10 protein-coding genes are annotated in these 13,859 nt (G+C 62.5%); 5 read left to right on the top strand and 5 right to left on the bottom strand.

The genetic code is table 11. The features are described 5' to 3' along the window. Nucleotides 1–121 precede the first annotated feature (121 nt). Nucleotides 122–991: an NAD(P)-dependent oxidoreductase gene (locus FF124_RS11460; RefSeq protein WP_138748632.1), complete on the bottom strand. Its 870-nt coding sequence runs from the start codon at nucleotides 989–991 to the stop codon at nucleotides 122–124. 4 nt (nucleotides 992–995) lie between these two features. Beyond that, nucleotides 996–2,579, bottom strand: a complete 1,584-nt coding sequence (locus FF124_RS11455) for a peptide chain release factor 3 (protein ID WP_138748631.1) — start codon at nucleotides 2,577–2,579, stop codon at nucleotides 996–998. A gap of 346 nt (nucleotides 2,580–2,925) precedes the next feature. On the opposite strand from FF124_RS11455, the gene dut reads away from it, so the two are divergent. Next, the gene (gene dut / locus FF124_RS11450; RefSeq protein ID WP_138748630.1) at nucleotides 2,926–3,372 is read left to right on the top strand and encodes a dUTP diphosphatase; all 447 of its coding nucleotides are present in this window, start codon (nucleotides 2,926–2,928) and stop codon (nucleotides 3,370–3,372) included. A gap of 26 nt (nucleotides 3,373–3,398) precedes the next feature. Here the strand turns inward: dut and FF124_RS11445 are convergent, their stop codons facing one another. Further along, nucleotides 3,399–4,031 carry a LysE family translocator gene (locus tag FF124_RS11445; protein WP_138748629.1) on the bottom strand — a complete coding sequence of 211 codons (633 nt, stop codon included), beginning with the start codon at nucleotides 4,029–4,031 and terminating at the stop codon, nucleotides 3,399–3,401. 170 nt (nucleotides 4,032–4,201) lie between these two features. On the opposite strand from FF124_RS11445, the gene FF124_RS11440 reads away from it, so the two are divergent. Beyond that, entirely contained in the window at nucleotides 4,202–5,470 is a 1,269-nt protein-coding gene (locus FF124_RS11440) for an MgtC/SapB family protein (RefSeq protein WP_138748628.1), read from the top strand. Between the two features lie 156 nt (nucleotides 5,471–5,626). Beyond that, a complete protein-coding gene (gene cysK / locus FF124_RS11435) occupies nucleotides 5,627–6,595 on the top strand; it encodes a cysteine synthase A (RefSeq protein ID WP_138748627.1) in 969 nt (322 codons plus the stop codon). 236 nt (nucleotides 6,596–6,831) lie between these two features. Here the strand turns inward: cysK and FF124_RS11430 are convergent, their stop codons facing one another. Continuing rightward, a complete protein-coding gene (locus FF124_RS11430; RefSeq protein WP_138748626.1) occupies nucleotides 6,832–7,752 on the bottom strand; it encodes a response regulator transcription factor in 921 nt (306 codons plus the stop codon). Next, entirely contained in the window at nucleotides 7,745–11,149 is a 3,405-nt protein-coding gene (locus FF124_RS11425) for a hybrid sensor histidine kinase/response regulator (RefSeq protein WP_138748625.1), read from the bottom strand. The genes FF124_RS11430 and FF124_RS11425 overlap by 8 nt, the downstream gene beginning before the upstream one ends. A gap of 185 nt (nucleotides 11,150–11,334) precedes the next feature. Here FF124_RS11425 and olsC point away from each other — a divergent pair, with 185 nt between their 5' ends. Both olsC and urtA read left to right on the top strand, forming a co-directional pair. Then, nucleotides 11,335–12,150: an ornithine lipid ester-linked acyl 2-hydroxylase OlsC gene (gene olsC / locus FF124_RS11420; RefSeq protein WP_138748624.1), complete on the top strand. Its 816-nt coding sequence runs from the start codon at nucleotides 11,335–11,337 to the stop codon at nucleotides 12,148–12,150. A 327-nt stretch (nucleotides 12,151–12,477) separates the two neighbouring features. Beyond that, the gene (gene urtA / locus FF124_RS11415) at nucleotides 12,478–13,773 is read left to right on the top strand and encodes an urea ABC transporter substrate-binding protein (protein WP_138748623.1); all 1,296 of its coding nucleotides are present in this window, start codon (nucleotides 12,478–12,480) and stop codon (nucleotides 13,771–13,773) included. Nucleotides 13,774–13,859: the final 86 nt, after the last annotated feature.

Raw genomic sequence — 13,859 nt, 5'->3', positions numbered from 1 at the left:
TCGGATTTCCTTCGATGCATGCCATCGGTTGCTGACTGCAGCTTCGCCGTCATACCGGCTCAAGGCCGGTATGACGGAGAGTGGCCGACCTCGGAGCGGCAGCGAAAACGCCGCAATATGCTCACCCCTTTGCGAGCGCCGTTCGCACCATTGCCGACAGGTCCTCGTCGCCGTGGCCGTCCGCGATGCAGGCGCGGTAGCTTTCGAGCGCCGCCTTGATGGCGGGGGTTTCGATGCCGAAGTTTTCGGCGACTTCGGCAAAGAGCGTTGCGTCCTTGAGCGCGCCTTTTGCCGGAAAACCGACGCTCTTGTCCTCGCCCAGAATGCGCGGTGCGCGGAATTTGAGCGCCGGCGATCCGCCGGGACTGGTCAACAGCACGTCCAGCATGGTCTCGACCGAAAGCCCGGCCTTCTTGCCGGTCAGGAGCGCTTCCTTCAGCACTTCCCAGTAGCCGCAGAGCATCATGTTGTTGACGATCTTGGCGGCAGCGCCCGCGCCGAGCGCGCCGGTATGGTGGATACGGTCGGAGAGCGCTTCGGCGACCGGGAGATAGCGCTTGAAATCGATCGTGGCGCCGCCGACATAGACGCCTGCCGTGCCTTCGCGCACGAGTTCGGGGCCGCCGGAGATCGGCGCGTCGATGGCGCTGCCGCCCTTGGCCTTGATCTTCTCCGAAAAGCGTCTCAGCGTGTCCGGCCTTACCGTTGACGCCTCGACGACCAGCTTGCCCGGCAGCGAGGTTTCGACAAGCTTCTCAAGCACGGCTTCCACCGCCGCGTCATTGATCAGCGAGGTGATGATGATGTCGGACTTGAAGGCGAGCGAGGCGACGTTGAGGGCGATCTCGGCGCGGTTCTTGTCGGCGAATTCATCCGTTACGCCGCTGCGCGACCAAAGCACGAGGCGAAACCCTCTTGCCGCAAGACGGTCGGCGATCGCGCTTCCCATCCGCCCGATGCCGCAAATGCCGATGACTTCCTTCTCGCTCATCGCCTCACGCCGCCTTTGCCTGGTGATATTCCTTGATCGCGATCATCCTGATCTCCGGGGCGCGCTCGCTCTCATAGTTCAGCGAGAAACCGTCCTGCGCCAGAAACACCGGATCGCCGTCGAGGTCGCGGGCGATATCGCCGCGATGGGACGAGACGAATTTGTCGAGGTCTGCGGCCTTTTCCGCCGAAATCCAGCGGCAGATGGAAAAACGCGCCATCTCGAAGGAGACCGGCAGGCCGTATTCCGCCTTCAGCCGCTCCTTCAGGACATCGAGCTGCAACGCGCCGACCACGCCGACGATCGCCGGCGAGCCGTCTTCCGGGGTGAAGAGCTGGACCACGCCTTCCTCGGCCATCTGCTGTAGGGCCTCCTTCAGCTTCTTCGCCTTCATCGCGTCTTCAAGCCGGACGCGGCGGAGAATTTCCGGCGCGAAGTTCGGCACGCCCTGGAAGACGAGCTGTTCGCCATCGGTGAGCGTATCGCCGATACGCAGCGCGCCGTGGTTCGGAATGCCGACGACATCGCCGGCATAGGCCGTGTCGGCAAGCTGGCGCTGCGAGGCGAAGAAAAATTGCGGCGCCGTCAGCCCCATCTGCTTGCCGGTGCGCGAAAGCCGCGCCTTCATCCCGCGTTTCAGTTCACCCGAGCAGACGCGAACGAAGGCGATGCGGTCGCGGTGGTTGGGGTCCATGTTTGCCTGGATCTTGAAGACGAAGGCGCTCATCTTCGGATCGGTGGCCTCAACCGTGCGGACATCGGCGACCTGCGCGCGCGGCGGCGGGCCGAATTCGGACAGCGCGTGAATGAGGTCGCGCACGCCGTTATTCCTCAGCGCCGAGCCGAAATAGACCGGCGTCATGTGCCCTTCGAGGAAAGCCTCGCGGGAAAAGGCCGGATAACCGTCAATGGCAAGCTCGGCCATTTCCGCCCAGTCCTGGCGTTCATGTTCGGGCAGTTTTTCGGCGACCACTTCCGGGCCGTTCACCTTGGTGAGCTCGCGTTCGCTGTCGCCCAGTCGAATGGCGCTGTCGCGTAAGTGATAAGTGCCGACGAAGCTCTTGCCCTGGCCGATCGGCCAGGTCATCGGCACGGGATCGAGCGCCAGCTTTTCGGCCACTTCGTCGATGATCTCGAACGTGTCGCGGGCCTCGCGGTCCATCTTGTTGACGAAGGTGATGATCGGGATGTCGCGCATGCGGCAGACTTCGAACAGTTTCAGCGTGCGCGGCTCGATGCCCTTGGCCGCGTCGATCACCATGATCGCCGCATCCACCGCCGTCAGCGTGCGATAGGTGTCGTCGGCGAAGTCCTCGTGGCCGGGGGTGTCGAGCAGGTTGAAGACCGTGTCCTCATACTCGAACGTCATCACCGAGGTGACCACCGAAATGCCGCGTTCGCGCTCGATCTTCATCCAGTCGGAACGCGTCTGGATGCGGTCCTTCTTCGCCTTCACCTCGCCGGCAAGCTGAATGGCGCCGCCGAACAGTAGCAGCTTTTCAGTGAGCGTGGTTTTACCGGCATCCGGGTGCGAGATGATCGCGAAGGTTCGGCGGCGGGCAACCGCCTCGGCAAGCGTTTCGGGCATCGATGCAATATCCTGTTGATGGGGGCCTATCTAGCGATTTGAGGGCCAAGATGCAATTGACCTGTTTGTGAGGCATGGCAAGGATGCGGGCGAGAGAATTTCGATGCGCGAGGCGCAATATCGTAAACGGATTTGGGACGCTGTCCCTCCGCCCGCTCTGGCGTCATCCTCGGGCTTGACCCGAGGATCCAAGCACATCTCCACGCGACGGGCGTGTCGCGGCCCGGCCATTGATGCAAGCCGCAGGTTCCGCTCGCGACAAAGGTGGTTGGATGCTCGGGTCAAGCCCGAGCATGACGGAGGAGAGAAGAGACAGGCCGAAAACACGATGGAAAAAGAAAGCACAATGACTTTGAAACTCAAACGCCTGGAACACGCGGACGGCATCGCGCCGCCGGCCTATGAGACGACGGGGTCCGCCGGCATGGATATCCGCGCCGCCGTGCCCGAGGCCGAGCCGTTGGTGCTGAAGCCAGGCGCCCGCGCGCTGGTGCCGACCGGCTTCATCTTTCAAATTCCGGACGGTTTCGAGGCGCAGGTCCGCCCGCGCTCCGGCCTTGCCTTCAAGCACGGCATCACCTGCCTCAACACGCCCGGCACCATCGACTGCGACTATCGCGGCGAGGTGAAGGTGCTGCTCGTCAATCTCGGGACCGAGGATTTTGCCATCGAGCGTGGCATGCGTATCGCCCAGGTCATCATCGCGCCGGTGACGCAGATGCCGGTGACCGTGGTGGACGACCTGACCGAGACGGTTCGCGGGGCAGGCGGCTTCGGCTCGACGGGCGTTTGATGTCCGGCCGGTCGGCGCAGCGGCAATCAGCGCCGCGCCTCGAACACCATGCGTGCGGCAAGGCCTGCGAGAACCGTGCCCATCAGATAGCGCTGGATGCGCGACCAGAGCGGCCGCTTTGCCAGAAAGACGGCGATGGCGCCTGCGCCGAGCACGATCAGCGTGTTCACCGCAAGGCTGACGGCGATCTGCGCAAAGCCCAGCACAAGCGTCTGCGACAGGATATGCCCGCGTTCAGGATCGATGAACTGTGGCAGAAGTGAAAGGTACAGCACCGCCGATTTCGGGTTCAGGAGATTGGTGGCCAGTCCCATGACGAAGAGTTTGCGGATGCTGTCCGATGGAAGCCTGCGCACGGCAAAGGCCGGCTCAGCGCCGGGCCTGACCGCGTTCCAGGCGAGGTAGAGCAGATAGCAGGCCCCCAGGAACCGGATCGTGTCATAAGCGTAAGGAACTGCCATCAGCAGAACCGTCAGACCAAACGCCGCCGAGAGCATGTAAATGACGAAGCCGAGCCCGACACCGGCAAGCGAGACCAGGCCGGCCGCAGGGCCCTGACAGATCGATCGCGAAATCAGGTAAATCATGTTGGGACCCGGCGTCATCACCATCGCAAGGGCGATGAGGATGAAGGCCAGAAGGTGGTGTGGTTCGGGCATGGCGGCTTCCTCGCAATGCTTCCGTTTGTAGCGGGAAGCGTCGGGATAGCAAGACCGGCAAGGCAGGATGCCGGGCCTCATTTGCGGTTTTCGTTTCTCGGCCAATGCGCTAGTCTCTCGCGTGCAAGGACGGTGAGCCTGCAATCTTTCGTTTTTTGGGAGGCTTGCCCATGGATATGATGGAAGCGTTTCAGCGCGTGGGTCTGGCGCTCGCGATCGGGCTTCTGGTCGGGATCGAGCGCGGCTGGCAGGAGCGCGAGATGGCCGATGGCGAACGCGCCGCCGGCATCCGCACCTTTGCGCTGGTCGGCCTGCTCGGCGGGCTTGCCGGCTATCTCGGCGCGGTTTCCGGTCCGGTCGTGCCGGCAGCGCTCGGCATCGGGCTGATGGCGGCCTTCATCGTCTTTACCTATCGCGCCGCAACGCCGCGCAATGATTTTTCCGTGACCGGCGTGATCGCGGCCCTCGTGGTCTTTGCCCTCGGCATTGTCTCGGCGACCGGCGATATGCGGTTGGCCGCCGCCGGCGGCGTGGTGACGACCGTTTTGCTCGCCGCGCGCCACAGCCTGCATGGCTTCCTCAAAACCATGACATGGGTGGAGCTGCGCTCGGCGCTGGTGCTTCTCACCATGAGCTTCGTGGCGCTGCCGCTTCTGCCGAACCGGGCGATCGACCCGTGGGGCGGGTTCAATCCGTTCACCGTGTGGCTGATGACGATCATGATCGCGGCCCTTTCCTATGCAGGCTATGTGGCGATGCGGGTCGCCGGTCCGGAACGGGGCATCCTGTTTGCGGGCGCGACCGGCGGGATCGTCTCGTCGACGGCGACGACGCTGTCCTTTGCCCATATCTCCACCGCCGAACCCGCGCTTTCGCGCCAACTGGCAGGGGCCGCCTCGATTGCCGGCGGGCTGTCGCTGGTGCGCTGTTTCATCATCGGCTCGGCCGTTGCCCCGGCGCTGATCGTGCCGCTGGCCGCAGCGCTGGCGCCGGGCCTCCTGGTCTTCGTCGCGGCGAGCCTGATCCTGATCGGGCGCAACCGCGCGGTTGACGCCAAGGCCGGGATAGAGCTTTCCAACCCGTTCGAACTCGGCGCGGTGCTGCGTTTCGGGGCGTTGCTTGGTGCTGTCGGTTTCATTGCCAGGGTGCTGGTGCATTTTCTCGGACCGGACAGCATCACGGTCATTGCGCTCGTCTCCGGCATTCCCGATCTCGATGCGATCACGCTGTCGACCGCCCACATGGCCGGCAGCGCGCTCCCGGTCCAGACGGCCGCCTTCGCCGTGCTGATCGCGGCAGCCTCCAACCTCATCACCAAGGTGGTGCTCGCCCTTGGCAGCGGCACGCGCGTCTATGGCCGGTTTCTTGGGCTGGTCACGCTCGCGGTGATGGCCGTCGGCGGGGTCGGTTTCTGGCTGTTCGTCAATTTCGCGGGGTAGGCGTTGGCGAAACGGCGATGCCGGGAATGGGATTTCTTGAAAGCGCTCAAGGTTGGAATGACATTCCTGAACCTGGCCAGGGAGCGCTGTTTCGTGCCTCGTATTTTCCCTTGCCGAACCCTACCTAGAAGATAACTCACTCAGGGAGCAAACACCATGGAACAGAACGGCAAGCCCGGACGCGGGAAGGTATATTCCTCTATTCTCGACACGATCGGTGACACGCCGATCGTCCGTCTTGACAAGCTGGCGAAGGAGAAGGGCGTGAAGGCCAATCTTCTGGCCAAGCTCGAATTCTTCAACCCGATCTCTTCGGTCAAGGATCGCATAGGCTTCGCCATGATCGACGCGCTGGAAAAGGCCGGCAAGATCACGCCCGGCAAGTCGGTGCTGATCGAGCCGACGTCCGGCAATACCGGTATCGCGCTCGCCTTCGCGGCCGCGGCCAAGGGCTATCGCCTGATCCTCACCATGCCGGAATCGATGTCGATCGAGCGCCGCAAGATGGTCGCGCTTCTCGGCGCCGAACTGGTGTTGACCGAACCGCCGAAGGGCATGAAGGGCGCTGTCGCCAAGGCCGAGGAACTGGCCGCCGAGATCGAGAACGCCGTCATTCCGCAGCAGTTCGAAAACCCGGCGAACCCGGAAATCCACCGCAACACCACGGCGGAAGAAATCTGGAACGACACGGACGGCGCTGTCGATTTCTTCGTCTCCGGCATCGGCACGGGCGGCACGATCACCGGCGTCGGCCAGGTGCTGAAGCAGAAGAAGCCGGAGGTGAAGGTCGTGGCCGTCGAGCCCGCCGCCTCTCCGGTGCTTTCCGGCGGCTCGCCCGCCCCGCACAAGATCCAGGGCATCGGCGCGGGTTTCGTGCCCGGCGTGCTCGATACCTCGGTCTATGACGAGATCGTCCAGGTCGAAAACGACGATGCCTTCGCCCTTGCCCGCGAAGTGGCCCGCGTCGAGGGTCTGCCCGTCGGCATCTCCTCCGGCGCCGCGCTGAAGGCCGCAATCGAAGTCGGTTCTCGCCCGGAAAACGAGGGCAAGACCATCGTCGTCATCATCCCGTCCTTTGCCGAGCGCTATCTGTCGACGGCGCTGTTTGAAGGGCTCGGGGCGTAAGTTTCGCCGAATAGGTGAATGTTGAAGGCGCGGGGTTTGGTCCCCGCGCCTTTTTTGTGGCTGCAGGAGGCTATTGTCTCCACCGACGAATGCCCCACACTCTGCCGTCATCCCGGACTTGATCCGGGGTCCAGGGCGACATGACGGGCGTATCAGTGAATTCCGGTCGAGAAGGTATTATCGTTTGGCCCTGGATGCCGGCTCAAGGCCGGCATGACGGTGTCAGGGAGCAGCGTCTAAATATCATGCAGCACATAGGCCGCCTTCACTGCGGCGGAGGCGCGGTTTTCGACGCCGAGCTTCACATAGATCGTTTCCAGATGCTTGTTCACCGTACGCGTTGAAAGGCCGAGAATGTCGGCGATGTCGCGATTGGTCTTGCCCTTGGCGATCCACAGCAGCACTTCGGATTCACGCATCGTCAGGGGAAAGTGTTTTCTCAGCGTCTCGTCATCACTGACCGGGTTGGCTGCGGTGACGCGGAACAGGAATTCGTCCGCGCCGGTCCTCTCCAGGAATGCGAGTTGAAACAGTGTCTTGCCGTTTGCGTTGACCGGCAGCATCGGCTGGCTGCCGGGGGCTGCTTCCGCATTGCCTTCCGCAAGCCAGGCGGCGATCCGGCTGCCGACGATCTTCATGTCCGGCGAACCGCCGGTTGCATCGCCGATCAGCCTGCCGGCCTGAGGCGTCATCCAGCGCGGCATGCCGTCCGGTCCCGCGGCAAGCAGATGGCGGCCGGTTGCGTCGAGCGCCACGCGCGCGCTCTGGGCCGATCGGGCATTGGCGAGATGGACGCGGATGCGGGCCCTGAGTTCATCGATATTGATTGGCTTGGTCAGGTAATCGACGCCACCCGATTCCAGCGCGTGGACAATGTGCTCGGTCTCCGAAAGACCGGTCATGAAGATGACGGGGCTTTCGGCTGCCGGTCCCGTTTTCAGCCGCCGGCAGGCCTCGAACCCGTCCATCTTCGGCATCACCGCATCCATCAGCACGATATCGGGCGTGATCCGTGCGACGATATTGATGGCGCTCTCGCCGGAGGTTGCGATCAGCACCGAATAGCCGCTCGCCTCGAGCGCCTCGGTCAGGAAGCTGAGCGCCTCCGGACTGTCGTCGACCAAAAGGACGATTTCCTGTGCGGCGTTCTCAGCCATCGTGGGCGATATCCTTTCCGGCCGCGCCGGATTTGTACGAGTTCAAATGGGTAATAAGGCCGTCCATGTCAAAACGGGCAACAAAGGCGGAAGCGCGTAGTGCGAAAGGCTCGTAGGTTCCTTCCGCCGAGAGTGTCGCCAGTTTTTCCCTTACGCCACGGTGATAGCCGATCTCGGCAAGCCGGATCAATTCCTCAAGGTCGGAATCCGGCGGCGCGGGCGGGTCCTCCGGCGGCTCGGGCGTCTCATCGCGGAGCGCTGCGGGGTGATCCCGCCAGACCAGGCCGAGATGGAGCGCCAGCACGTCGCGCAAGCGCTTGAGGTCGACCGGCTTTGAAAGCGCATCATTGTGGCTGTCGTCACCGTGGCCGATGATCGCGTCATCGCCGATATTGGCCGAAAGCATCACGATTGGTCTGGCAATGCCGGCGTCGCGCAGCCGTGTCGCCAGTTGCCAGCCGTTCATGCCGGGCATGCGGATATCGAGCAGGAAGAGATCGGGCATTTCGGTCTCAAGACACGCAAGCGCTGCCGTACCGTTTTCGGCAAGCAGCACGTCAAACCCGAGCGGCTTGAGAATATCCTTCATCATCGCGCGGTGATCGGCGTTGTCGTCCACCACCATGATCGTGCGCCGCGGCCCGTCATAGCCGGTTTTCGCAGCGGTTTCTCCGGCAATGCGCGCCGGCTGCGGCCGCTCGATGGAGGCGAGCATGAGGCGCACGGTGAAGCTCGTGCCGGCGCCTTCTTCGCTTTCCACCTCGATTTCGCCGCCGAGCGTATTGACCAGCAGCCGCGTGATGGTGAGGCCGAGGCCGAGGCCCGGCTTCTCGCTCCTGCCGCCGCCGCGCTCGAACGGCTCGTAGATGCGGGTGAGGTCTCGCGTGGCGATGCCGCTGCCCGTGTCGGTGACGGTGAAGGTCGCGACCTGGCTGCGATAGCGCGCCGAAAGCGTGACGCTGCCGCTGTCGGTGAATTTGACCGCGTTGGAGAGCAGGTTGACGAGGATCTGGCGCAACCGCTTCTCGTCGGTGCGCACATAGGCCGGCAGGTTGCGGTCGAGCCGGTGCTCGAAGGAAAGCCCCTTGGCGCGCGCCTGGGTTTCGAACATGTCGATGATCTGGTCGAGGAATTCGGTGAGGTTGATCTCGTTGGAGAACACCTGAAGCCGGCCCGATTCGATGCGGGAGATGTCGAGCAGGCCGTCGATCAGGCCCGACAGATAGTCGGCGGAGCGGCGGATCGACTTGATCGCGGGCTGACGGGCCTCGGGAATGGCCGGATCGCGCTCCAGCAGTTGTGCATAGCCGGAGACGGCGTTGAGCGGCGTTCGAAGCTCGTGCGAGAGGCCGACGACATAGCGGCTCTTGGCGCGGTTGGCGGCTTCGGCGCTTTCCTTAGCAGCCTGAAGCGCGGCATCGGTTTTCTCATGCGCGGCGATCTCCTTCAGGAGCAGCGTCGTCTGGCGCGAGGATTCCTCCTCGGCCACCATGCGGCTGTCATGAGCGAGCACGTAGAACCACGCGACGATGCAGGCGAGCATGGAAAAGACGAAAAACACGATCAGTGCCGTGTCGTAGACCACCGAACTGGTTTCCGGCGCGGCCTGCGCCATCTGGTAGGCGATCATGAACAGGATCGCGCCGATGAAGGTGATCGACAGCGCGACCGTGATGCCGTAGCGGCCAAGCCGGGTGGAGAGCTGCTCGACGACACGGCCGGGCAGCAGCGCGCCGGCAACGGTCGCGATCTGGGTGTTGAGCCGGGCCTTGGGCTTGCACAGATCATGGCAGCGGCTGTCGAGCGAGCAGCAGAGCGAGCAGATCGGTCCGGCATAGGCGGGGCACCAGGCCATGTCTTCCGGCTCGAAGGGATGTTCGCAGATCGAGCAGGTGATCGACGTTTTCGACTGCCAGCCCTTGCGCTGCCTGCGCGCCAGATAATAACGCCCGCCCGTGCCCCAGGCGATCAGCGGCGAGGCGATGAGCGCGACGACAAGCGAAATGAACGGCGCGAAGGACACGGCAAGCGCGCCGAACAGTCCGAAATGGGCGGCGAGCGCAACGCCGCCGGAAAGCGCCATGGCGCCGAGGCCGACGGGGTTGATATCATAAAGATGCGCCCGCTTGAACTCGATGCCGGGCGGTGACAGACCGAGGGGCTTGTTGATGAAGAGATCTGCCGAGATCGTCGACAGCCAGGCCATGGCGACGATGGAGAAAACGCTGAGCGAGGCTTCCAGCAGGCGGTAGATGCCGAGCTGCATCAGAAGCAGCGCGATTGCCACATTGAACACCAGCCAAACGACCCGGCCCGGATGGCTGTGGGTCAGGCGCGAGAAGAAGTTCGACCAGGCAAGCGAGCCCGCATAGGCGTTCATCACATTGATCTTCAACTGCGAGACCACGACGAAGGCGGCCATCAGCAGAAGCGCGGCGGTCTCATTCGGGATCATGTAGCCGAAGGCGGTCAGGTACATATGCGCGGGATCGGCCGCCGCCGTTGCCGGCATGCCGGTGGAAAGCGCCAGCACAGCCAGGAACGAGCCGGCCATCAGCTTCGGCACGCCGACGACGACCCAGCCGGGGCCAGCGAGGAAGATCGCCAGCCGATGGCGGAACTTGCGCTTGCCCGTTGCCGGCAGGAAGCGCAGGAAGTCGACCTGCTCGCCGATCTGCGGCATCAGCGCGAAGATGACGCCGGCCGCCGCCGCAAAGCCCGCAAGCGTGAAGGGGGCTGCCGAGCCGGGAGCCGCGCTTTCCGCCCTGATGCCGCCGAAGGCCCGCCACAGCTCGAACTTTTCGAAGTCCATGAAGGCGATGAAGATGAAGGGCAGGATGTTGAGGATGATCCAGAAGGGCTGGGTCAGGATCTGGAATCGCGAGATCATCTGCACGCCGTAGGTCACAAGCGGGATCACCAGCACGGCGGAGATGATATAGCTGATCCACAAGGGAATGCCGAAGGCAAGCTCCAGCGCCCCCGACATGATCGAGGCTTCGATGGCAAACAGGATGAAGGTGAAACTCGCATAGATCAGCGATGTCACCGTCGAGCCGATATAGCCGAAGGAGGCGCCGCGCGTCAGAAGATCAATGTCAACGCCGTGACGGATCGCGTATTTGGCAATCGGGAGGCCGGCAAGCAGCATCACGGCGGAGGCGACGATGGCGGCGAAGAAGGCATTGGTCGTGCCATAGGACAGCGTGATCGTGCCGCCGATGGCTTCCAGCGCCAGAAAGGAGATCGCGCCGATGGCCGTCTGCGAGATGCGGCTGGAGGAAAACCGGCGCGCGCTCTTTGCGGTAAAGCGCAACGCATAATCTTCCAGCGTCTGGTTGGCGACCCAGCGGTTATATTCGCGCCGGACGGGAATGATGCGTTGGCGTGGTGTCATGGAGCGTGTGCGGTGGCGGCCCTTGAAAAGAAACTTGGCTTTTTCGAATGTTCAGGCAATGGCTTTCGATGGCAAGCGAAATCGCGGGCCGATTCGCGCCATTCGCCGCACTTTTTCCTTTTTCCGGGGAATGTTAGGATGAAAGCGTTCATTCGAAGCTGCAAAGCCGCAAATAGGAGAGGTTCATGACGAACACCGAAACGAAAAACAATGACGGCCAGAGCTTCGGGACCGACGGCATCGCGCCGATGGAGCGTCCGAGCGCGGTGACGCGGTTCTTCATGGGCGTCGTCAACTGGGCGGAAAAGCTCAATTACAAGCATGCGATCTACGGCAATCCGCCCGTTTATGACAATGCAACCTTTCCCTGGTCAAACGAGATCGAGGCGGCGGCACCTGCCATCCGCGCCGAACTCGACAAGGTGCTGGAACGCCAGAGCGAGCTTCCGAGCTTCCAGGATATCTCCACCGACGTGAAGACGATTTCCGACGACAATCACTGGAAGACCTTCTTCCTGCTCGGCTACGGGCTGAAATCGGAACAGAACATCAAGGCCTGCCCGAAGACCTGGGAGGCGACGCAGAAGATACCCGGTCTCACCACCGTGATGTTCTCGATCTTCGAACCTGGAAAACACCTGCCGGCCCATCGCGGCCCCTATAACGGCGTGCTGCGCCTTCATCTCGGCATGATCGTGCCGGAGGCAGGTCCCGACGAACTGGCAATCCGCGTCAAGGACCAGATCTGCCACTGGGAGGAGGGCAAGGTGCTGATCTTCGACGATGCCTATGAGCACGAGGCCTGGAACCATACGGACAAGACCCGTGTGGTGCTGTTCGTCGATTTCGTCAAGCCGACGCGCTTTCCGGCGAAGTTCGTCAACTGGCTGTTGATGAACATGGCGATCTTCACGCCCTTCATCCGCGAAGGCCTCGACAACCACAAGGACTGGGAAAAGAAGTTTTATGCCGAAGCCGAGGCGCTCAGGAACAGGCCTTGAGCAAACCCTGCGGGCCGTTTGTGTAGACAGAAGGCGCTTGTCTACCCGTCACCCCGGACTTGATCCGGGGTCCAGGGCCACAAAAAACACCCTTTGCGACAGTGTCTCAAGCGCGATGGTCTTCAGCATTTGGCTCTGGATGCCGGCTCAAGGCCGGCATGCCGGATGTGAGCGGTAAAGACCATCATCAACAAACTTCCACCCCACCTACGTCAAATGACGTATGTGGGGTTCTCTCTCCCTCAACGATAGTTGTCGCAGGCGTTTTCTGACGGACGCCGCGATTTCCAAACGCCTTGAAGGCGATAATCCGTTGAGGGGAAAAACATGAATTTCAAAAAGGCAATGACTGGTGCTGCTCTTCTGGCCGCACTCACCGCGTCGACCGCGACTGGCGCGCTGGCGCAGGAAGACACGATCAAGGTCGGCATCCTGCACTCGCTCTCCGGCACCATGGCGATTTCGGAAACGACGCTGAAGGACGCCATGCTGATGCTCATCGAGGAGCAGAACGAAAAGGGCGGTCTTCTCGGCAAGCAGCTTGAGGCCGTTGTCGTCGACCCGGCCTCCGACTGGCCGCTCTTTGCCGAAAAGGCGCGCGAGCTGATCGAAGGCGACGGCGTTTCGGCTGTCTTCGGATGCTGGACCTCGGTGTCGCGCAAATCGGTTCTGCCGGTCTTCGAAGAACTGAACAGCATCCTCTTCTATCCCGTCCAGTATGAGGGCGAGGAAAGCCAGCGCAACGTCTTCTACACGGGTGCGGCGCCGAACCAGCAGGCCATTCCCGCCGTCGATTACCTGATGGAGAATGAAGGTGTCGAGCGCTGGGTGCTCGCCGGCACCGACTATGTCTATCCGCGCACGACCAACAAGATCCTCGAAGCCTATCTCAAGGATCACGGCGTTGCCGAAGAAGACATCATGATCAACTACACGCCCTTCGGCTTCTCCGACTGGCAGACGATCGTTTCCGACATCAAGAATTTCGGTTCCGAAGGCAAGAAGACGGCCGTGGTCTCCACCATCAATGGCGACGCCAATGTGCCCTTCTACAAGGAACTCGCCAACCAGGGCATCGCCGCATCCGATATCCCGGTCGTCGCCTTCTCCGTCGGTGAGGAAGAGCTTGCGGGTCTCGACACCGCGCCGCTCGTCGGCCATCTGGCCGCCTGGAACTATTTCCAGTCCGTCGACACGGACGCGAACTACGACTTCATCGACGCCTGGCATGCCTTTACCGGCGACGATGCCCGCGTGACCAACGATCCGATGGAAGCCCACTATATCGGCTTCAACATGTGGGTTGAGGCGGTTGAAAAGGCCGGCACCACTGATCCGGATGCCGTCATCGACGCGCTTGTCGGCGTTTCGGTCCCGAACCTTTCGGGCGGCTATTCGGCCATGATGCCGAACCACCACATCACCAAGCCGGTGCTGATCGGCGAGATCCAGGATGATGGCCAGTTCGACATCGTTTACGAAACGCCCGGTCTCGTCGCCGGCGATGCCTGGTCCGACTACCTGCCGGATTCGAAGAACCTGATTGCCGACTGGCGCGCGCCGATGTCGTGCGGCAACTTCAATGTCGAAACCGGCCAGTGCGGCGGAATGGCTGCTGAATAAGAACGGCAACTCGGCTCCCGGCGCGTGTTTCGCGCCGGGTGAACAGGGGGACAGTCCTTTTTGAGGCGGACTGTCAACGTTGGGGG

Source organism: Martelella lutilitoris, assembly GCF_005924265.1.
GTDB lineage: Bacteria > Pseudomonadota > Alphaproteobacteria > Rhizobiales > Rhizobiaceae > Martelella > Martelella lutilitoris.
Note: the sequence above shows the minus strand (reverse complement) of the source record. Positions and strands in the feature narration are given on the sequence as shown.